Annotated in this window: 17 protein-coding genes; 6 read left to right on the top strand and 11 right to left on the bottom strand. The window is 48.9% G+C overall.

Features of this window, described 5'->3' with window-relative positions; translation table 11 throughout:
- Positions 1-104: 104 nt before the first annotated feature.
- The 3 genes from AC4G47_RS27970 to AC4G47_RS27980 are packed head-to-tail and all read right to left on the bottom strand — an operon-like array spanning position 105 to position 2,654.
- Positions 105-1,040: an ABC transporter permease gene (locus tag AC4G47_RS27970; RefSeq protein WP_491103775.1), complete on the bottom strand. Its 936-nt coding sequence runs from the start codon at positions 1,038-1,040 to the stop codon at positions 105-107.
- Positions 1,037-1,849, bottom strand: coding sequence for an ABC transporter permease (locus AC4G47_RS27975; protein ID WP_491103776.1), 813 nt, complete (start codon positions 1,847-1,849; stop codon positions 1,037-1,039). Before AC4G47_RS27975 ends, AC4G47_RS27970 begins: the two co-directional genes overlap by 4 nt.
- Positions 1,830-2,654 carry an ABC transporter ATP-binding protein gene (locus AC4G47_RS27980; protein ID WP_491103777.1) on the bottom strand — a complete coding sequence of 275 codons (825 nt, stop codon included), beginning with the start codon at positions 2,652-2,654 and terminating at the stop codon, positions 1,830-1,832. Before AC4G47_RS27980 ends, AC4G47_RS27975 begins: the two co-directional genes overlap by 20 nt.
- A 478-nt stretch (positions 2,655-3,132) precedes the next feature.
- Here AC4G47_RS27980 and AC4G47_RS27985 point away from each other — a divergent pair, with 478 nt between their 5' ends.
- Positions 3,133-5,358: a methyl-accepting chemotaxis protein gene (locus tag AC4G47_RS27985; RefSeq protein WP_491103778.1), complete on the top strand. Its 2,226-nt coding sequence runs from the start codon at positions 3,133-3,135 to the stop codon at positions 5,356-5,358.
- A 119-nt stretch (positions 5,359-5,477) separates the two neighbouring features.
- Positions 5,478-6,479 (top strand): GTP 3',8-cyclase MoaA, encoded by a 1,002-nt coding sequence (gene moaA / locus AC4G47_RS27990; RefSeq protein WP_145324497.1) that lies wholly within the window; start codon positions 5,478-5,480, stop codon positions 6,477-6,479.
- Positions 6,480-6,890: 411 nt separating this feature from the next.
- On the opposite strand, the gene AC4G47_RS27995 is transcribed toward moaA, so the two are convergent.
- The 6 genes from AC4G47_RS27995 to AC4G47_RS28020 all read right to left on the bottom strand — a co-directional run bounded on the left by AC4G47_RS27995 (position 6,891) and on the right by AC4G47_RS28020 (position 15,190).
- Entirely contained in the window at positions 6,891-7,718 is an 828-nt protein-coding gene (locus tag AC4G47_RS27995; protein ID WP_017691892.1) for a carbohydrate ABC transporter permease, read from the bottom strand.
- Positions 7,715-8,599, bottom strand: coding sequence for a carbohydrate ABC transporter permease (locus tag AC4G47_RS28000; protein ID WP_491103780.1), 885 nt, complete (start codon positions 8,597-8,599; stop codon positions 7,715-7,717). The genes AC4G47_RS27995 and AC4G47_RS28000 overlap by 4 nt, the downstream gene beginning before the upstream one ends.
- Before the next feature lie 180 nt (positions 8,600-8,779).
- Positions 8,780-10,060, bottom strand: coding sequence for an ABC transporter substrate-binding protein (locus tag AC4G47_RS28005; RefSeq protein WP_491103781.1), 1,281 nt, complete (start codon positions 10,058-10,060; stop codon positions 8,780-8,782).
- 145 nt (positions 10,061-10,205) lie between these two features.
- Positions 10,206-11,315, bottom strand: coding sequence for a response regulator (locus AC4G47_RS28010; protein WP_491103782.1), 1,110 nt, complete (start codon positions 11,313-11,315; stop codon positions 10,206-10,208).
- Complete coding sequence (locus tag AC4G47_RS28015; RefSeq protein ID WP_491103783.1) at positions 11,312-13,102, bottom strand: sensor histidine kinase; 1,791 nt, start codon at positions 13,100-13,102, stop codon at positions 11,312-11,314. Before AC4G47_RS28015 ends, AC4G47_RS28010 begins: the two co-directional genes overlap by 4 nt.
- Positions 13,103-13,186: 84 nt before the next feature.
- Entirely contained in the window at positions 13,187-15,190 is a 2,004-nt protein-coding gene (locus AC4G47_RS28020) for a beta-galactosidase (RefSeq protein WP_491103784.1), read from the bottom strand.
- A 243-nt stretch (positions 15,191-15,433) separates the two neighbouring features.
- Here AC4G47_RS28020 and AC4G47_RS28025 point away from each other — a divergent pair, with 243 nt between their 5' ends.
- Complete coding sequence (locus AC4G47_RS28025) at positions 15,434-16,405, top strand: AraC family transcriptional regulator (RefSeq protein WP_491103786.1); 972 nt, start codon at positions 15,434-15,436, stop codon at positions 16,403-16,405.
- Here AC4G47_RS28025 and mobA read toward each other — a convergent pair.
- Positions 16,375-17,004, bottom strand: coding sequence for a molybdenum cofactor guanylyltransferase (gene mobA / locus AC4G47_RS28030; protein ID WP_491103788.1), 630 nt, complete (start codon positions 17,002-17,004; stop codon positions 16,375-16,377). The two genes, AC4G47_RS28025 and mobA, sit on opposite strands and share 31 nt — an antisense overlap.
- Positions 17,005-17,166: 162 nt before the next feature.
- Here mobA and AC4G47_RS28035 point away from each other — a divergent pair, with 162 nt between their 5' ends.
- Positions 17,167-18,360: an MFS transporter gene (locus tag AC4G47_RS28035; RefSeq protein WP_145324519.1), complete on the top strand. Its 1,194-nt coding sequence runs from the start codon at positions 17,167-17,169 to the stop codon at positions 18,358-18,360.
- Positions 18,361-18,839: 479 nt separating this feature from the next.
- Here the strand turns inward: AC4G47_RS28035 and AC4G47_RS28040 are convergent, their stop codons facing one another.
- Positions 18,840-20,573: a glutamine--tRNA ligase/YqeY domain fusion protein gene (locus tag AC4G47_RS28040; RefSeq protein WP_491103789.1), complete on the bottom strand. Its 1,734-nt coding sequence runs from the start codon at positions 20,571-20,573 to the stop codon at positions 18,840-18,842.
- A gap of 444 nt (positions 20,574-21,017) precedes the next feature.
- On the opposite strand from AC4G47_RS28040, the gene AC4G47_RS28045 reads away from it, so the two are divergent.
- On the top strand, positions 21,018-21,275 hold the full coding sequence (locus tag AC4G47_RS28045; RefSeq protein WP_133386130.1) for a DUF2164 domain-containing protein: 258 nt from the start codon (positions 21,018-21,020) through the stop codon (positions 21,273-21,275).
- Between the two features lie 33 nt (positions 21,276-21,308).
- Positions 21,309-21,857, top strand: a complete 549-nt coding sequence (locus AC4G47_RS28050) for a GNAT family N-acetyltransferase (protein WP_145324523.1) — start codon at positions 21,309-21,311, stop codon at positions 21,855-21,857.
- Positions 21,858-21,881: the final 24 nt, after the last annotated feature.

A 21,881-nucleotide genomic window follows, 5' to 3' on the forward strand; every position in this document is an offset into this window, starting at 1 on the left:
AGCATCAGTCCGAGTTCAAAAAGTCTGCTTTTCAGTACCGTGGACTTTTTGAACAACCTCTATCAGGTAGTACGATCTATCTATGGTGGGTACCCTGATGAACATTATTGATCTGTGCGTGCACGATTCCACGGAATGAGTCGCTTTTCTGCCAGGACAACCGCTTCATACAACACAATGCCGAGCGCGGCGGCGATGACAATGCAGGACCAGGCCAAGGGCATGTTCGCCAGTCGAATCTGATCCGAGAGCAAGTACCCGAGCCCCTGGGAGGCGATGAAAAATTCACCCACTATGGCCCCGATAATACTGGTCGACATATTGATCTTTAGACCGGCAAAGAGGGAAGGCATGGCGTGAGGCACTCTCAGCTTCCAAAAAAACTGCATCCTGCTCGCAGCAAGGCCACTCAGCAGATCACTGTACTGCGGTTGAATTGAAGTCAGCCCTTTGAACAGGCTGACAGCCATGGCTGCCATCGTAATCACCGTGACAACAGCAATACGGGACCAGATCCCGTCACCGAACCAATTGTTCATAATTGGGGCAAGGGCCACGATGGGGACCGCGTTCAGCGCAGACAAAACCGTAACCGCCGCCCTGCCGCTTGTGGGAAAGAACGATGCACCCGCTGCCGCCATAGCGCCCAGCAGGGAACCGAGCAGGAAGCCACCCAGCATTTCGGTTCCGCTGTACATCGCGTAACGAAAGAGCATATTGGCATTTTCCTGTATGGATGCCGCAATCGCGGAAGGCACAGGCAGCTGGTAGCTTTCCAGCGAGAATATCCAATGAAACAACCTGAGCTGCCAGAGGGCGAGAAACAACACACCTGCACCCCAAGGAAGCATACTCAGTGCAACCGATCGTCCGCGAACGCCAGAGCCCGATCTGTCCTTTCCAGCTTGTCCCCGTTGTCCATGAATTTCCGATCCTGGGACAGATGCCGTCTGTGAACCATTGAGGGTCGTAGCCGCGCCAGTTACAGCAATCGCCACACCTTCATCACTTTTCCGGCTCAACACGCTACCTTCACTCATGTGGCCTGACCTCCTTTGGCCCTGAATTCAGGCTGCCAGGGAGTCAACCAACGTTCAGCCAGACTGATGGCCAGATACGAGATCAGGCCAATGCCGATGCTAAGCATGATGGTTGCCCAGAACATGCCAACTTGGGCATGGCCGTAATATAACGAACTGACCATCAGGACGCCGAGTCCGTCGGGAGCCCCCATCAATTCCACAACGATGGAGGAGGTCACCGCTAGCGGAGCAGCTATTTTCAACCCAGAAAATAGTCCCGGCAGTGCTGAGGGCAGCAGACATTTGATATAACGCGCGGTCAGTGAAGCTCCACAGGAACGCATCAGTTCCAGGTGCTCTGGTGCTGCACTTTTCAATCCTTTCAAGGTATGGATGATGATCGGAAAGAAGGTGACATACGCCGCCATAACAATCCGTGCCCACTCCGCGTTGTGGATGATGCCGTACACGATCGGAGCGAGTCCAATGACCGGAACCATCTGTGAGGAGACTACATATGGCGATAACGTGCGCTCCAGCCAGACAGCCGCGCTCATGAGCAGCGCCAGACCCAGACCCAGCAGCGTTCCCCCTGCGAAACCAATGGCTGCATTGCCAAACGTGACAGCCCCCTGCTCTGCGAGCGTACCCGAGTAACGAAACAGGGCTGCAAGAACATCGTGCAGATAAGGAAGGCGAGACGCCGCCTGCTGAGGTGACAGGAACAGTTGGAGCATCCAGGCGATTGCTTCCCATAGCACCAATACGGCCATAATCCAGATGACGACCCAGGAGCGATAGCCTGGTTTAAAGAATCGCAGGGACATGAGAGTCATCACGCTCCTCGTAGAAGCAATTGCGAATGATCGTGATCATGCGATAGAAAGCTTCTGTTTCTCTCAGTTCACTATGACGTTCGGAAGGCAGGTTGACGGAATGAATGGAATGTACTTGACCCGGATGCGCCGAGAGTACGATGATTCGGTCGGATAGAAATACCGCTTCGGGGATGCTGTGTGTGACAAAGAGGAAGGTCTTGCCTGTCGAGCGTTTGATCTCAAGCAGCTCCAATTGAAGCTTTTCTTTGGTGAATTCGTCCAGGGCGGAAAAGGGTTCATCCATGAGCAGCAATGGCGGATCAAGTGCAAGGGCACGTGCAATGGATACACGTTGCTGCATCCCGCCACTGAGCTGCCATGGATAATGGTCGGCGAAGCGGGATAGCCCTACCATTTCAAGCAGTTCACTGCTAATGCGGCGGCACTCCTTTCGGCGGGTACCGAGCAGCTCCAAGGGCAATTCCACATTGTGACGAACGGTGCGCCAATCGAACAAGGCTGGCGTCTGAAAGACGATGCCGAACTGCCGCTGTAGCCGAGCCCGTTCCGGCTCCTGACCTGCAATGCGAACAGTGCCTGAGGTGGGCTGAAGTAGATCACCCACCAGCCGGAGCAAGGTTGACTTGCCACAGCCGGAAGGGCCCAGCAGGGAGACAAACTCATTGGACTGAATCTGGAATGTAACATCCGACAAGGCAGTGACTTGTTGTGTCCCTGTGCCGAAGACAACGGACACATGATCAACATCAATATGGCAGGCTTCGGGGACTGTAGCTGAGGATATGGAGGACATGGGCATTCTCCTTTGTGAGAAGTTGTTTGCATTGCACACCAAGGCTGAATGGGAGGTTTATATACACGAACGTAACAGGTTTTGCTTGTTAGATAATACTATATCGCTTTGGGCGGGGATTACATTATACAGTGTGTTTTGAGTATGGGCCCGTTCATGTTACACAATGTAAAATGAGACCCATTCTCAGATGTATTCATGTGAGTTTCCTTGGTAGAAAGCTAACATATGTTTCACCTAACAATAAGCGTACGATCATTTGTATTTATTGAATGAATATTCGGAAAATATGACATATCCCCTCGTATTCTTGTTCGTTTTCTTGTATAAAGATTGAATAGAACGATAAGGACTTCCACCTGAGAGTGGGCAAGCTACGGAATGATGAATGCGGTATCATAATTCCGGTTCAACCACTACACAGGAGTGTCCATAGATCAATAGAACGAAGCTTGCAAATCCAGAAATCGGGGTGGTCATGATGTTTGATTGGCTGGGATGGAGAAAAGGTTTGCCACTATGGAGATCGTATCGGTTGAACGCACATATGAAGGAAGATGTAGAACAGATTTTTGAGGGGATTGCCGAAACGAGGCGCCAGCTTATGATGGACTGGGCAGAGGAACAATGGAATCACCTGGATCGATTGCTTCATCAAATACAGTCAGTTCGCCCCCAAGATGTGTTGCCAGGTTCATCTCAAATAAGCAAATTGGATGCATGGTTTCAATCCAGCTATAATCGAGCCGTCGATAGTACAGAGCTATTTATGCTGAACGAACAGAATCAGGTGGTATTCTCTACATATAAGAAACATATAGGACAGATCTATGAAGACTATGAAGCATTAATTGGACCAGGATTGAAGTATTCCAGAGCAGATCATCATGGAAAAAAGTGTCTGTATGGCCCTTATTCTGATCCACTGACGTTGGATATTGGACCACGCTCGTCCGCTTTTCACGATGATGTCACCTTGCTGTTTATCAACCCAATTCTACAGGAAGGTCGATATGTTGGTTCATTATGCAGTCGTGTTCCTGGAGATGTCCTGGGTGACCTGATTCAACGAGAATCAGGCCATATCTATCCCGATTCCGGTGACAACTATCTCTTTATGGCTGAGTCGAGATTACGGCCTCATCTGCAGCCCGGTACTGCCTTGTCTCGAAGCCGCTTCGAGGATCGTACCTTTACACATGGGGAAAATCTCAAAGATGGTGTCACCACAGATTGGGGCATCGTTTCCGTGAAGGAGCATACCGAGCTGGAACTCATGTTCACTGATCCATCGACCGGAGAGCTACACCCTGGCGTTGCGAACACCATTCAGAATGGTTCGAATCTGTTTGTAGCCTTTCCCGGATACTCGGATTACCGCCATATTTCTGTCATTGGCAAAGGTATCACCTTCCAGCTTCCACATTGTCCTGATCGGTGGGGCATGATGTGTGAGGGGGATCTGGAGGAAGTATACCGGATACGGAGCATTGGCTGGCGCCAGTTTAAGCAGCACAGTCTCTTCACGCTCTTGTCAGGGGTTACAGGAGCGGCCCTTGTCTATGCCCTTACTGGCAGTGGATGGAGCGCGGCACTACTTGCGGTTTTTAATGTGCTGTTCGGATTCTTCACTGCATTACGGCTGCATCGCAGCCAATATCGACGGGTTCATGACGACTTGCGCCGCATCAGCCGATTTATTCGAATCAATGCCGAAGGCAGAGGTGATCTAACACAGCGCCTGAATACTTCTGATTTTGCCCAAGACGAATCGGGTGAACTCGCGAAGTGGATCAACAACATGATTGACTCTCTGGAAGGCATTATGCTGAAGGTACAACTTGCCACGGTAGACGTTATGGACAACCAGTATCAGATGCGAACCTCAACAGAGACAACCCAGGGTACAACTGAGCGTGTGAACTACAAGCTTGGTTCGATGATTCAGGCCATTCGCACCCAACTGGAAGATCTCGATCAGGCCAAGATCGCTGCAGATCACATGCGCCTAACGCTGCAGCAACTAGAGACATCTGCAACCAAACAGATCGGCGTAGCCCAACAGGAAGTGGAACGAATCGGTGACAAAATGACCCAAATCTCCGGAGCGGTATCCGATACCAACCGTACCATCCTGTCCTTCATGGACACCATGAAAGAGATTTACCGTGCACTGGCTGTCATTGATGAAATTTCAGCTCAGACCAACCTGCTCGCGCTGAATGCTACCATTGAAGCTGCACGCGTGGGCGAACATGGCCAAGGGTTCTCGGTTGTGGCGGGGGAAATCCGTAAACTGGCCGATGTATCCCGCGCTTCTACTGAAGATATCCATCAGATTCTGGACCGAATCTCAACTGCAGCAGGAGCTGCATCCCAATTAATCACAGAGGGAGATCAGGTGCTGGCTGAAGGAACGACATTGGTTCAGGCCGCTTCGCAACTTCTGCAAAATGCTACCGCTGAAGAACCTGTACGCACACAAGTCGTGGATCAAGTGGTCATGCTAATGGAGAATATTGCTGCGATCAGCCATCAAAATCGAGCGACTTCCGCCGAGGTAGAAGCAGAGATGATGGAGCTGATCCATGATATGTTGCAGGTTCAGCATTCTTCGAATAATGTGGAAGCTATTACGGTCTTCCTGCAACAACTCGTTGGACAATTCCATCTGAACCACCCCGCCAAAAATGCTGTCATCTGACGTCATCGTTGACGCGGATTGGAGAAATAGCTAAAATTTGATGCAACTGTTCCTTTTGAAATTGTCATATCATTTATAATAGAAGATCTCCAATCTGAACCGATGAAAGGGTGGTCTGCATGGAATTGCTTCAGGATTCATTTGGCCGGATACATGACTACATCCGTATTTCTGTTACGGACCGCTGTAATTTACGCTGTGTGTACTGTATGCCTGCAGAGGGTATGGAGTTTGCTCCACATGATGAGATTATGAGCTACGAAGAAATAGCACAGGTGCTGAAAGTGCTTGCCCCGATGGGTATGCGCAAAGTACGACTCACCGGGGGCGAACCGCTGGTGCGCAAGGACCTGCACAAGCTCGTCAGCATGATCTCGGCGATTGACGGGATCGACGATATTGCACTGACTACCAACGCTCTTCTGCTGGACAAACAAGCTCAAGCATTGAAAGACGCTGGGTTGAACCGGATTAACATCAGTCTGGACTCCCTGCAAGCTAGTCGCTTCTCCATGATTACCCGTGGCGGGGATGTGAACAAAGTACTCAAAGGCATTGAGGCTGCAACAGCCGCTGGTCTCGCTCCAATCAAGCTGAATGTCGTGCTGATGAAGGGCATTAACGATGATGAAATTAAGGACTTTATTGCAATGACGATTGATCAACCTCTTCATGTGCGTTTTATTGAATATATGCCGATTGGACAGGCTTCGGATTCATGGCGCAAATCCTATTTGCCGCTGGAGGCCGTCACGGATGTATGTGCTGAGGCAGGTTGGGCGGTTGAAAATACAGCAGGCCCAGCGGGTAACGGCCCATCACGCAATATGAAAATTGTGGGCTCCGAAGGCACATTCGGATTAATTCATCCCGTGAGCGATCACTTCTGCGACAATTGCAACCGACTTCGGCTGACAGCTGACGGACATATCAAAGCCTGCCTCTACTGGTCAGATGAGTATAATGTTCGCCGCTTCGTGGATGATCCGGATGCCATGGCGGCGCTCTTCCTCAAAGCGCTGGGTACGAAACCGAAGAATCACGAGATGGCCCTGGCTCTGGAACAAAAAATGCAATCGCACACGCCGACGGTACGGCGCATGTCCCAGATTGGCGGATAACACGTGTTTCATGGATGTTGTACGCTGGCATTGTATACCTTTACGTGAATCAGCATTCATTACAGAAAACGTGAAATAGAGCGTTGCACAAGAATAAAATGATAACCAAAGCAGACGAGAACATGATGTTCTTGCCTGCTTTTTTGTCATATTTTCATAAATTTCTAAAAATATTTCATATTCCTCTGATGAGATGGAGCGTGGATTACAATGCATCGCAGAGGCTGTCCACAGGCTCATGAATTCTGGCTCCTGACTTCGAATGCTGGTTCCTGATTTCACAACCAAAAAACAGCCTTGACCTGGACGGACCATGTCCTTCAGATCAAGGCTATTCGCGTAAGTTTCCTAAGTTTGGTCGAATACCAAAAGCGAGTAGCTACCGGTGAAGCTGAGGGATTCTTTCGAATGTTACCCCTTTACAGCACCCTCCGCAATACCCTCCATAATGAACTTCTGGAAGAACGCGTAGATTAGAATAACCGGAATCGCAGTCAGTACCAGGGAGGACAGAATCAACGGCCATTCCTTGTTATATTCACCAAACAGCATGTTCGTCGACAGAATCAGCGTATAGCGGTTCACATCGGTCAACATGAGCAGTGGCAACAAGAAGTCATTCCAGATCCACAGGAAGTCAAGGATCGCGATGGTGACTGTAATCGGAAGCAAGAGCGGGAAGATAATCTGGAAGAACGTCTGGAATTCATTACATCCGTCCATCTGAGCCGATTCCTCCAATTCACGCGGAATGGACTTCACAAACCCGTGATAGAGGAAGATTGCCATGTTCACACCAAGTCCGATATAGATCAGGGCCAATCCGTATGTGCTTCCTTGAACACCCATGCCTTTGGCTACCCGTGTCAGTGGAATCATGATCGAGTGGAACGGCACCAGCATGGACGCAACAAACAGGAAGAAGATCAAGTTGCTCAAACGGCCGGAAGTACGTGACAGCTTGTATCCCGCCAGTGAGGCACAGAAGACGATTCCCCCGATCCCCAGAAAGGATACAATTGCCGAGTTCATCGAACTGCCCAGCAGATTGATTTTGTTAAACGCGTCCGAGTAATTCTCCCAGTGAAGCGTTGTCGGCAAAGCGATAAAGGACTGGAACATCTCACCCTGTGTCTTAAAAGAGTTCACCACCGCCATGTAGATCGGCAGCATGGCGACAAGAGAGCCCAGAATCAGCAGCAGTCGAATCAGATAACTGTTCAGTCGTTGCATCCTCATGCTTCCACCTCTTTCTTCTTCATGACGGTGATCTGGATGAGTGTAAATATGAGTACGATGATGAACAGCACAACCGATTTGGCACTCGCATAGCCGTATCTGAAGTTATTGGAGAACGCTTCTTCATAGATGTTCATCGTGATAACCTGCGTGGCTCTGCCCGGTCCACCACCAGTCAGTCCATACACCACTTCAAACACTTTGAATGCTCCGTTCAGTGTCAGGAAGAAACAGATGGTCACAGCATGAGTGATCATCGGCAACACCACATTGCGCAGCACCTGGAATGCGTTGGCCCCATCAATAACAGCCGCTTCCTTGAGACTTTTCGGCACACCCTGGAGAGCAGCCAGATAGATGATCATCATATAACCTACACCGTTCCATAGCGATACGATCAGAATGGAGTAAAATGAAAACTTCGGATCACCCAGCCATTGCTGGTCCAGGAACGAAAGGGCCAGTTTCTGTGCGAGCTGTGGCAGCACCTGAGAAAAGATAAATGTCCACATGAAAGCACTGATGATCGTACTGATCATATTAGGCATGAAGAACAGGGTCCGGAAGAGCCCCTTGCTGCGCGTCCGTGACTCAATCAACACGGCGAGCAGCAAGGCAATTCCATTTTGCAGAATCAGCATAAATATTACATATTTCATCGTGAACCATAGGGAGTTCAGAAAGTCGGGATCTTCTTTGAACAATTCCACAAAGTTGCCTAGACCGATAAAGCTGTAATCCCGATTGAGTCCGTTCCAATCCGTCAGGCTATAGAACATGCCGCTAAACGTAGGGTACAGCAGGAAAATCGCATAGATGACAAAGGCAGGCGCAGTGAACGCGAGCAATGACAGATACTTCTTGAACACATTCGTAGCCATAGGTTCTCCCCCTTTCAATCGAAGCGGATGATCGTAAACGAGGGAACGAAGAACGTTCTGTCTGCCGTATCATCTGCTTGGAGACTGCGACGAAATAAAGTACCGCTAATTTGTTGACTAAACTCTCAAAACCGTTGAGATTTTGCCAACAAAAGCAGGTACTAAATTCCTCGCAGCTCCTTACTTGTTGACTTTGTTGTAGGATTTCCACGCCTTGTCGAGCGCATCGATTACCTGCTGTTGATTTAATTGCCCAGAGTAGTAGCCTTGCAACGCTTTGCCTGACTCGTCTTTAACTGCTTGCGGGATGGATGGGTCCTGATAGGCTTTACCTTCATTCACATATTTCTGGGCATCGTCTACCCACGGGAAGCTCTTGAAATCATGGATCTTGGCAACTGGATTGAACTTGAGTGCTTCGAAGAATGCGCTTGAATCCTTGTCATCAAGAATGTAGTTCACGAAATCGAGTGCCACTTCTTTGTTCTTGCTAGATGACGATACTGCCAGTGAAGTAGAGGTACTCAGATTGATTTTGGTATCATCCGGATTGTCATTGATCGGCATGGGTGCTACACCGAAGTTCAGGTCCGGGTTGGACTTCAGGATGGTTTCGGCAAACCACGGTCCCTGAATCCACATTGCGGCGCTTCCTGAAGCGAAGGCTGCTGAACCATCATCTCCGCCCACTTCCAGCGCTTTGTGCGTTCCATTTGCATTGACCAGATCGAAGATATCGAACAATGCTTTCATATCCGAGAAGGAGCCCTGATCCTGATTCATCTTGTCGACGAAGTCTTTGTGCTCCGATTGGGTCAGTGCACCCACAGTGAGTGGCAGGAATAATTGCGGAATCCAGGATTCTTTGTAGGACAGTTCAAACGGTGTGATGTTGGCTGCTTTGAGTTTCTCCACGACCGCTTTCATTTCCGTTAACGTCGTCGGTACTTCAAGTCCCTGCTCTTCGAAAATATCTTTATTGTACAGATAACCCCATGATAACGTTTCCAACGGAACAGCTACGACTTTGCCCTCCGCATCCGTTACGGAAGGTTTAACCGAATCCAGCAATTTATCGACAAAAGGTTGACCCGACAGGTCTTCCAGATAACCCGCTTTGCTGAACGGTGGAATCTCATTGACCGCATGCAAGGCGAACACATCCGGTGCATCATTGGAGGCGAGTCGTGTCTTCAGAATCTGAGGTGCATTGTCCGCTGGCGGCATCTCCAGTTGCACGTTTACCTCAATGTTTTTCTCTGCTTTCTCCTTGGCTTTGAACTGTTCTATATATTTATCGTAATGTTCTTTCAGCCGAGGTTGTGCAACGAATACTTTGAGTGACACCGTGCTGCCTGATGCCGATTCTTCCTGCCCATTGTCCGTTCCTGCATTAGAGCCGCAACCTGCGAGCAGAACACTGACCAGTACCGCACTTGCTACGCTTTTCCATACTTTCATCTCTTATGACCTCCCGGTGTGACTGGTTTGTCTTTCATAGGCTCATTATATATCGGAAAATGAAAGCGCTTCATTGGACAAAATTAGACTGATGTATTGGATTATTTTAAACCTTAATCCAGCCACAAATGCTCTCTCAAACGACTCATTCCATGCTACTGCCTGAACTGCCCGGCATACGAGGTTGTCCCTTCCGCATCTCTCCCGGTGAAACTCCGAAATGTTTCTTGAACACCCGATAGAAGTAGGACACATCTTCATAACCCGCCATCTCGGCAATATGCTTGAACGGAATCTGTTCATCCATCACCCATTCCTTCGCTCGCGTCATGCGTAACTGGACAACATAGTCGGTCACATTCACCTCATACTCCTTCTTGAATACCTTGCTGAGATATTCCTTGCTAACAAAAAAGATCTGAGCGAGCTGCTCCAGCGTAATCATCTCCATACAATGCTGCTCAATGTATTGCTTCACCTCATTCAGATTCAGCTTGTTTTTGAACTTGCGCTGAGCAATCAGCTGCTCCAAAGCCTGATAGTAAGGTGCAGATATCCACTCCACTGCAGCAGATATAGATGTCAGTGCAGCGGCAGGAGGTAGCGCTGTTGCCACTGGCCGCTCGTACAAGCCGTTGGAGACGCACAACTCATCCAGCAAAGCCTGTAATTCATAAGCCACCCGCCCGAGCTGCCGGGGTCTGTTAATCTCGCATCGTTCCAGCTTCTGCTGTAATTGCTGGAACCATTCCCGCAGACTCTGAACGTTCAGGTCATTAAACCGCAGGCGAGCCTGCTGCTGAAACAAAGAAAAATCACCAGCAAACGTAGAGGGATACGACTCCCATGATTCAGGCGCAGATTCAACCTTTTCCAATTCTTTTGCACATTTGGCCAGCACACCATTCAGTTCATCCGGGTTTACCGGTTTGAGCAGATAATCAGCAGCCCGATGTCGGATCGCATGTTTGGCATAATTGAAGTCATCATACCCGCTCACCACGATTACCTTGATCTGTGGGTATTGTCCGCTCAACGTCTGTAACAGCTCCACACCGTCTGTGCCGGGCATGCGCATGTCGGTAATGATAATGTGAGGCTGATGCTGCTTGACCAGTTGTATGGCCTGCTCACCATCCTCTGCCTCACCTGCAACGGTCATGCCGAGCTCACTCCAATCTCCAAGGTTGCGCAGAATATCCCGGTTCCACGGTTCATCATCTACCAGCAGCACTCTGTACAGTTCTTTGTTCACAAGGCTTCGCCTCCTGTATTGCAGGGGATTCGTACTGTAACGCTTGTCCCCTGTCCGTATTCACTTTCCATGCTCATCCCGTATTCAGGTCCAAAATGCATCACCATTCGTGAAGCTGCATTGACCAGTCCAATACTCGTGCCTGAACTCCACACCCGATCTGCCTCCCAGGTAAGCCGCTCCAGTCTGGACTGCATCTCCGCTAATTTCTCAACATCCATACCCACGCCATTATCATGAATTCGAATGGTTACATCTTTGGATTCGCAGACGACCTCAATGCCCAGTTTCCACTCACCCTGCTTCTTCTCCAATCCATGTAAAAATGCGTTCTCCACAATCGGCTGCAGAGACAACTTGGGAATATAACATTCCCGAAGTTCCCCGGTGATCTCCAGTGTATATTCAAGCCTCCCGGCAAAACGCTGCTTCTGAATCAGCATATAATGCTCCAGCTGGTCCAGTTCAGACTGCAGGGGCACAAGCCCATCGGGCGCTCGCACAATATACCGAAACATCTCGCTCAAGGCTCGAATGACCTTGTAACTGTCTGCCGGTTTTTGCGAGTAGACCATGCCGCCAATCATCTGCAGCGTATTTTGCAGAAAATGCGGATGGATCTGGGATTGCAGTGCTTTGAGTTCGGCCGTCTGCTTCTCCAGATTCATCAAGTAGTTGTCACGAATATGTTCCCGAATACGACTTGCCATGCCGTGCAGATTTTTCTCCAGCAGGCCAATCTCATCTACCCGGCCGCTTCGTACCACTTCCCTGTCCTTGATCAGCTGGATACCCTTCATGGAATTCGCCAGTCTGACAATGGGCTTCGATGTACGCCAGGCCACCAGCGCAGCTAATCCCACAGATATGACGGTGGCCAGGCCACCCACGACCAGTCCGTATTTCATCGTGTCCAAAGCACTTTCGTTAACGACATGGGCAGGTACAATCTTGATCACACGCAATCCTGACGGCTCAATGGAATGAAAGAATACGTATTCCTTGGGCGTACGGATGAAGCCAGAACCTTCTTTCGTGCCTGCCAATTTCTCCAGTGCTTCCGCAGACGGCTGAATCCCTTGGTTAGGCTGATAGACTGGACTGCCCACGCTGTCAGCAATGTATACCGCATAGTCTCCACGGCTATCCAGCAGCTCCAGCGTCTGATTGAACTCAGCCCACTTGACCTCCAGACTGATGGCACCGATCTGTGCCTGATCCTCGAAGCGGTTCATGCTGCGGGTCATGTGAAACTTTTGCGGATCGTCCGGATCATTGATAATCGTAAAATCTTTATGTTGTGCGAAAAGCTCATGATACCCTTCCGGAATTTCCGATACTGCCTTGATGCGAGAATCCATGGAGTTGAAGGTGAACAGGGTGTCCAATTCTTTCAGGTACAGTTCAACGCCAAATACATAATTGCCAGCGGAATAGTATACACTGTTCAGCATATTGAACACGGCCTTCTGTTCATCGAATCGACTGGCTGCCGGCGCTTCCTGGGTCAACGCCAGATATTGATGCAATTCGTCACTGATCTGAATCGAATAAATAATATTGTTCATGCGGGCGAACTGTTCACCTAGATAGATGGAGGCCCAGTTCATATTGGCTCGGTTGGTCTCCATAATCTCCTCTTCCATGGAAGAGCGGGTATTCTCGGCTGCCATGGCGGTCATGGCAATGACGGGCAGAACGGCCAGCAGCGTCATGGTAAGGATCAATTTATTGCGAATGCTGCGTTTGAAAGGATCTGTCAGCTTCCGATAACATTCGGTAAACACATCGCATCCACTCCTGAGCTAAAATAAGACAAACGCCCCAGCATGGAAGCCGAGGGCGCTTTGGTCTTTATATTATTTTTTCTATTATTGTTCGATAATCCTTATGCCCCATGGCTCCAGTTCGATCTTCTCTCCCTTAGCAATCGGGGTTCCTGACAGAAGTTCGATCCCTTCCCCATAAGCATTCACGAAGGAAGTTGCCTTATCCGCATAATTGAAATAGTAGCGAATCGTGTTCCCTTGATCGTTCACACCTGTCTTCACAATGATAGGAAAAGCCAGCTCCTGATCGGCTCCCCATACGCCCGCTTCCTTCATGACACGCTCCAACACTTTACGGATCACGGCAGAACTGGTGTAACAGCCAACATAGGTTGCTTTGCCTTTTCCATAAGTATTCTGGGTAATTGCCGCATATTCACCCCAATGTGGATGATCATACCAAGCAAGTACTTCAGCCGTTGTTGGTGTAATCAGTTCCATCCAGGTATGAATCTGGTTATGCTCCTCACCAACCCCGAACGGATCGTCCCGCAGTGACACATGTTTGGGCTCTACAAAAAGGTTATAGCTGATCCCGCATGCCTCACTGATCAGGCCGGGCTGGCGAGTAGAGCGTACCTTGATATGCTCATTCGCAAATCCGCTTTTGAACGAGTAGACGATATGTCCGCCATCCTCTACGAATTGATTCAATTTTTCCAGCAATACATCCGAAGCAGCATACAGAGCAGGTACAACGAGCACATCATACTCCGCATAACTCTCAACAGATGGATCGATGAGGTCACAGCCCATGTTCATCTTGTACAACTCATCGTACATCCAGCGCACCACGTCATTGTAGTTCTTGTCACTGGTGAAGTTAAAACCAAACCACTTGATCGATGTCAGTGCCTCATTGCTGAACAGCACGGCTACCCGATTCTTTTTCTTCAGATTAACGAGCTTCGGACTCAGTCTTGCAAAATCCCTGCCAATCGTCTTCGCTTCGTTGTACACCGGATTCGGTTCAAAGTCATGACTGAGCAGTCCTTTCCAATAGGTCTCAAACGAATTGTGCAACGAATGCCAGTGCCAGTAGGCGACCATGTTCGCTCCTGATGCCAGATGACTGAATACCTGTAGACGCAACTGGCCCGGGTAAGGAACCCAATGCCAGAACGCCTGCGCTTCGGTCTCCAGTACAAGATAGTTCGATTGTTTGGTGGAACGCGCCACATCCCCACCGAATGAAATCTCAATGCCGGTCAGATCATCCTGGGAAGGATGGTAGATGTCCACACTGGTAATGTCAAAAGGTTTCGATGCGGCAAAATGATCCACATCCCCTTGAATGCCGTACGAATATCCACGCCAGTCGAAGTCAAAGTTCTGGGTAACAAACTGTCCTTCCTGTTTGTATTCATTCACGATCCCCACTTGCCAAGCCAAAAAGTTGGTCACCAGCTGTCGCTGGAACTTGGCAAATTCAGCCCCCAGACTGCCGTTGATCGTTCCTACAACAGACGGGAAGTCCTCCCAGCTATTGATCCGATTGCTCCAGTAATCGAGGCCAAATTCCCTGTTAAGCTCATCCAGAGAACTAAACTTGTTACGCATATATTTGACGAATTGCAGTTGCACATTATCTCCGGCTGTATTGTAATGCTTCGTCTCGTTATCTGTCTGATAACCGATTACCGCTGGATGTGTACTTACCCGAGAGATCAGCTTGCGGATGATTCGCTCGGCATAGAATAGATAAGTTGGATGTGTAATGTCCATGATCTGTCTTGCGCCGTATTTGCCAGGTCCCTGTGAGGTGGTAGCCAGCACGTCCGGATGTTCCTTCACCATCCACGTTGGAACAGCATACGTTGGTGTGCCAACGATGACCTGAATCCCCGCCTCATGCATGGCATCCAGCACACGATCTACAGAAGAAAAGTCAAATACACCATTCTGCGGTTCATGGGTACTCCAGGTGGATTCTGCAATACGGACCACATTGATGCCTGCATCCTTCATCATCTGAATATCCTTGTCCAATCTTTCGTAAGGCATATATTCATCATAGTAGGCTACGCCATACAATAATTTATCCATCATTTAATCTCCTTTTTGTCGGGAAATGTAGTTCTCTTGCGTTGCATATGAGTTGACATAATCCAATCCATAATGGTAGCGTTTACATTATTAGCGGTTGAAAAACTTGGATTGTTCAGTAACCACTACGCTGATGAGTCCCATGGATTATCCATGCTCGCGTTAAACTGATTATAATGAAGTATACTACGGGTGCCGATTGTACAAGGCGAGTTGTTTTTACCCTTTTCCGAGGTGAATGTTATGGATATCCGATCACAGCTCCGAGAAATGCCTCACCATACACTGGCCCACTGGCTGCCTATTATCGACTGTAACATCAAATTCTATGGTGCGCACAGCCAAGAAGTTCCATATGGATGGGCAATGCCAGAGGAATCACATCCGGGATTTGAGATCATGTTGATTATTGAAGGCACCCAGAAAAGTGTGATTCATGGTTATACCTATACCGTGGAGGAAGGTTCCATTCTCCTCATTCCGCCCGGGTTCAAACATACGAATCAATGTGTATCCACGGACGGCATGACTTATTTCAGTGCTCATTTTAATGTGGATGATCCTGTCTTCACCCTGAAGTTGATATCACAGCATAGCCGAATCTACGCTGCAGGTACAGCCGATAATAGGAAGATGCGTGTTGTGCTGGAGAGCTGGATGGGCATGATTAACGTATCTGAAGCCTACACGTCCACCGATAAAATGATCATGCAGGCACGCATGTTTGAACTGTTCGCCCTGTTGTCCCAAGCCGCTGACAATGAACCGGAGTCCGCCAATTCCGTTGCTGCTTCACACACACCAGCCCCAACAGCCATGCATTATGCGGGAGCTATTGCGGAAGCCATCAAGCAGGCATTCCATGCCCAGCTTCGAACCAAGGAAGACAGTGTATCCACGGTCAAAGTCGAGCAGATTATATCCTCGTTTGGCATCAGCCCGGGATATGGTTTGCAGGTCTTTCGCAAGGTGTACGGGCGATCACCCCGGGCCTACCTGTCCAGCCTGAAGTTGCAGGAAGCCAAAGTGCTGATCGAACAGCCAGAGCTGTCGCTCGGGGAAATTGCGTGGAAACTCGGATATACCCATCTGTCTCACTTCAGCAGACAATTCAAGCGCTGGACAGGCCAAAGTCCGCTGCAATACCGCAATCATCATGCAGACGCATCAGGCGATCCGGTATCCTACAGATCTGAATCGAGTCCAGAATCCTGATTGCGAATACGCTCGTATGCTTCCGGCGTGTTCATATTACTCATTTGCATTGCTAGTTGATGAACGCCTGCTCTCTCAAGTTCTTCCGCTTCGACATAGCGGCAACCAATCTCTTCAAGCCATTGCATGACTCGAAGATGCCCCTGCATCAGGCGCTGCTCCAGATCAGGGAGCACTCGCTTGTGATAAGCACCTGCAAGCGGATGGACACGTCCATCCACGCGCGGAACGATTGCAGAATAAGAGTCATTCGACTCGGCCAGCTTTTTTATGCCATCCAAAAAGGACGTTTGCAGGAGCGGCATATCGCAAGCGCAGACCAGATTCCATTCTGTATCGGAAGCTTCCAGTGCTGCGTGGAGACCTGCGAGTGGTCCTTTCCCCGGATAGCGATCCTGAACGCATTCGTATCCCATTTCACCGTAAGTTGCCATGTTGGGTCCGGCAGCTACGATGATACGCGATACGGCGGGTCTCATGGCCTTCGTCACATGTTGCAGTACAACAGAACCGTTCAGTTCCAGCATGGCCTTGTTGGCCCCCATGCGGCTGGATAACCCTCCTGCCAATATGATGCCTGTGAATTCCCTCGTGTTCATGTTGTTATCCTCCCTCCGATCACGATGTGTGTTTGGTTGCATCAATTTGAAAACGTTCGCTATGCATTGAATCCCCTTTCAACAAATGATACATTGAACAATATGCATTTGAAAGGAATGGCTTAATTGGACAGACCTGTACCTTCGAGAGGCAATCCCTCATTGGTTTCTCTGAAACTATATAACTTTTTCATATATGGAGCCATCTCAATCTTTGCCGGATTCCTGCAGCTCTACCTGCAAGAGATTGGCATGACCAAACTGGAGATTGGTAGTCTGATGGCGATTGGCCCCTTTGTATCTTTGTTCGCCAACCCGTTCTGGGGCTTCTGGAGCGATAAATCTCGCAATATTCGCATCATTCTGATGATTATGATGGGAGGCACATTTGTGCTCGCCCAGGGTGTGTTCTATGCGCCCAGTTATACATGGATCTATGTAGCCATGATCTTCTTTTATTTTTTTCAAAGTCCATTATTCGCTCAAACGAACAGTCTAATTCTCGGATATATCGATGGTACGACCCAAAAATTCGGGGCATTCCGGCTCTGGGGTTCACTCGGTTGGGCACTGACTGCCGTCGCTGCCGGACCGGTTATTGACCGTTTTGGCATCGGCAGTGTATCCATTATATTTGCGTGCATGATTGTTATCGCCTTTGTATTATCCGTATTTCTGCCCAGACAGCCTATCGCTTCGGATACGCCCGTGGTTACTTTTCGGCGGTTTGGCAAAGTCATGTTCAATCCGTATTTTATGACATTTATCGGCCTGGGTGTACTCGTGTCGGTGCCCAATGCGATGAACAGCACATTTATGTCGCTATATATCGTAGAGATGGGTGGTGACAAACAGATGGTCGGTTGGGCCATCTTCACCTCTTCCATTCTCGAAGTCGGTGTATTTCTGCTGCTGGACCGCTTACTCAAACGCAAAATGAGCATACTCCTGGCATCCCTTATCCTCATCAGTGTGCTGTTTGCACTTCGCTGGCAGCTCATGGCACTGGCTAACAATCCGCTGGAGATTGTATTCATTCAGCTGATGCACTCCATTACGTTCGGTGGATACTTCTATGTGGGTACTCAACTGACCATGCTGTTTATCCCAAGGCCTTACCGTTCCTCCGGTCAAGCTGTCTACACGATGGCCTGGGGCGGTCTCTCCGGCGTAATTGCCGGTCTGTTCGGTGGCTGGTTGTTCCAGAGCTTCGGTGCGGAAATCATGTATAGCATCGGCGTATTCTTCTCGCTCATCGGCGCGGTCGGATTCGGCATCATGTGGTTGTCGAATCGACGTAACGGCTATCAGCCAGTTGTGTTGACGGAGATGGGCAATATGGATGAGGACAGATAATCATTTGTTGCAGGCTATTCGAACGATTAAAGTTACACTGGCGCACTCCGATGCCAGAACAACCTTCTGATCGCTGTTATCTCCGGATTTTCTTGATTCCCTTTTTAAAGGGTAAAATCCGGAGATAAAGGCGAACGCTCCGCTTCTTCAGGTTATTTCTGTCCTCTACGTTAGGGTGTAACATCAGCGTACAAAAAACCGAAACAAAAGATTAAGAATAGGTGTAGTAAATAGAAAGGCGTCTAAGGTTTGTTGCTCCTAAAGAACCTTAGACGCCTTATTTGCAATAATTTCACGAAATTCTAAAGATAATGAATCTCAGCCACGTTATTCTGCATAATAGATTGAACCTGACTATATCCAGAAAAACAAAAGGGCATCCTTCGCCATGATCATGACGAAGGATGCCCTTCCTTTAACTTATAACTTGGCTGCTTACCAGCACTCTGATGAACAGACCTTAAGTTCATCCATCGGCCTTATGCCTTCGGCAGTTGGAACGAGCTTTTCAGAGATACGACCCGGTTAAATACCGGACGACCTGGCTCAGAATGCTTCGGATCTACGCTGAAGTAACCGTGACGGAAGAATTGGAATTTATCCTGAGCATTCGCTTCCTTCATCTCTTGTTCCACATACCCATTCACAATCTCAAGGGAGTTCGGGTTCAATTGATCCAGGAACGTTTTCTCCGGTTGCTCTTCCCCAACCTCAGTTTCAGCCCCGGCTACTGCCACTTCCACCTCTGCTTCCGGCGCTTCATCCAAGATCAAAGGTTCATATAGACGGAACTCAGCAGGTACCGCTTGAGTCGCTTCTACCCAGTGGATCGTACCTTTCACTTTACGGCCTGTGAAGCCACTGCCGCTCTTCGTCTCTACATCATAGGTACAATGAATCTCGGTTACATTGCCTTCTGCATCCTTGATCACATCGTTACATTTGATGAAGTATGCATGTTTCAGACGAACTTCGTTGCCAGGGAACAAACGGAAATATTTGTTCGGCGGATTCTCCATGAAATCGTCTTGTTCAATGTAAATCTCACGGGAGAACGGAATTTGGCGATTGCCCATCTCCGGGTTCTCCACATTGTTCTCTGCTTCAAGCCATTCCACTTGTCCTTCAGGATAGTTCGTAATGACCACTTTGAGCGGGTGCAGGACAGCCATCGTGCGCGGAGCCTTCAGTTTCAAGTCTTCACGTACAAAGTGCTCCAGCGTTTGCAGGTCGATAACCCCTTGGCTCTTCGAAATGCCTGTCTCAAATACGAAATCACGAATGGCTTCCGGTGTATATCCCCGGCGGCGCAGACCCGAAATTGTCGGCATACGCGGATCATCCCATCCATCGACATGACCTTCATCCACGAGAAGTTTCAACTTCCGCTTGCTTGTCACCATCTGGGACAGATTCAGGCGGCCAAATTCGTATTGACGTGGTTGGCTCTCCATCTCACATTCAGCGATAACCCAATCGTAGAACGGGCGTTGATCCTCAAACTCCAGGGAACAGAGGGAATGCGTTACACCTTCAATTGCATCTTCGAGCGGGTGAGCGAAGGCGTACATCGGATAGATGCACCATTTGTCGCCCGTGTTATGGTGATGTGCATGTGAAATCCGGTAAATAACCGGATCGCGCAGGTTGATATTCGGTGCAGACATATCGATCTTGGCACGCAGCACTTTCTCCCCGTTCTTGAATTCGCCTGCACGCATACGTGTGAACAGGTCGAGATTCTCTTCCACCGAACGATCACGGTACGGGCTGTTCTTGCCCGGCTCCGTCAGCGTTCCGCGCATTTCACGGATTTCGTCGGCGCTTTGGTCGTCGATGTAGGCTTTTCCATTTTCAATCAACAAGACAGCACGTTTGTACATCTCATCAAAATAATCCGAGGCAAAACGTTTCTCGTTCCACTCGTATCCGAGCCATTTTACGTCTTCCTGGATTGATTGAACGTACTCGACGTCTTCCTTGACCGGGTTCGTGTCATCAAAGCGCAGATTCGTTTTGCCGCCAAATTCGCCGCCCAGTGTAAAGTTAATCCAGATCGCCTTGGCATGGCCGATATGCAGATAACCGTTCGGTTCCGGAGGAAAACGTGTAATAACTTCCTGGACTTTCCCTGACCGGAGATCTTCGGTAATAATATTTTTGATAAAGTTAGGTGGGGTTGTACGATTGTCCACAGGTATCAAACCTTTCATGAATTGATTGGAGCTTTCGGGAATTGCAGCAATTCCGGCTATAATTCCTTTATAACGAATTCATTTCCTGAAAAAAAACTGTTTTCTTGGAAAGTTTCGTACGCGTTTCATTTAAATATACCTTTAACGGGGGAGGAGTTCAATAAAGAACGGCCCAAAGTCAGGATCAGCCGTGCATAAATAGGCCCAAAACCATTTTGACGGGTTCGCTCGAATCATGTAGCATGATAGTAAAAGTGCGTGTTCAAAAAGTTGGATTTTCAGTACCGAGAAGATGGAATGTAGCTAGAAATGGAGTAGCGGAGGGTAGGGAAAACTACGTGAGCAACGGACATTTCGGCTGAATTTCATATTCGATGCTGATCATGCCGCTAGGCATGAGTCGTAATCAAAAGCGGACTTTTTGAACAACCTCTAAAATCAAATTAAAGGGAGGGTTTCCCATTGAACACGCTTAAACTGACCAAAGAACAGCAGGATGAAGCCATTCGCACCATCCAGTCGTATTTCGAAGAGGAACGTGGCGAAGAACTGGGTGATCTGGCGGCCTGGGGAGTCCTCGACCTGTTCATGACACAGCTCGCTCCCTACATATATAATCAGGCACTCCGTGACGCACGTACAACGGTCAATCAACGTATGGCCTCAATGGAAGAAGACCTGTTTGCACTGGAGCAGAAGTTGCCCAAGACTTCCCGTTAATCCACTAATTTATAAAGAAAGAAGGTTGCATTCATGTTTACCTATTCATTGGATGAATATACCGAACTCCGGCCACTGGCCATGGAACATACCAAACCACTGTTCGAACTCACGGATCGTTCGCGGGATCAACTGAGACATTGGTTGCCGTGGGTGGATCATGTGACAGAAGTGGAACATACCTCGAACTTTATTACCAATGCGTTAAAACAAGGCGCTGAGAACGGCGGTTTCACTGCCGGAGTATGGTTAAAAGGGGATCTTGCCGGCGTCATCGGGTTCCAAGAGATTAACTGGACCAACCGCTCGGTAAGCATCGGATACTGGCTTGGAAAAGGCTTCGAAGGTCAGGGCCTGATGACAAGCGCTTGTCGTGTTCTGGTTGACTATGCACTGGTGACCCTGGATCTGAATCGCGTCGAGATTCGCTCGGCAACGAACAACAAACGGAGTCGCGCCATCCCTGAAAGACTCGGATTTGTTCTCGAAGGTGTCATTCGTCAGGCAGAGAAATTGCCTAAGGGATACGTGAACCATGCAGTGTACGGCATGCTGCAGCATGAATGGGAACTTTTACGCTAATTCGCCTACATAATAAATCAGGAG

Source organism: Paenibacillus sp. Negev47, from assembly GCF_058313655.1.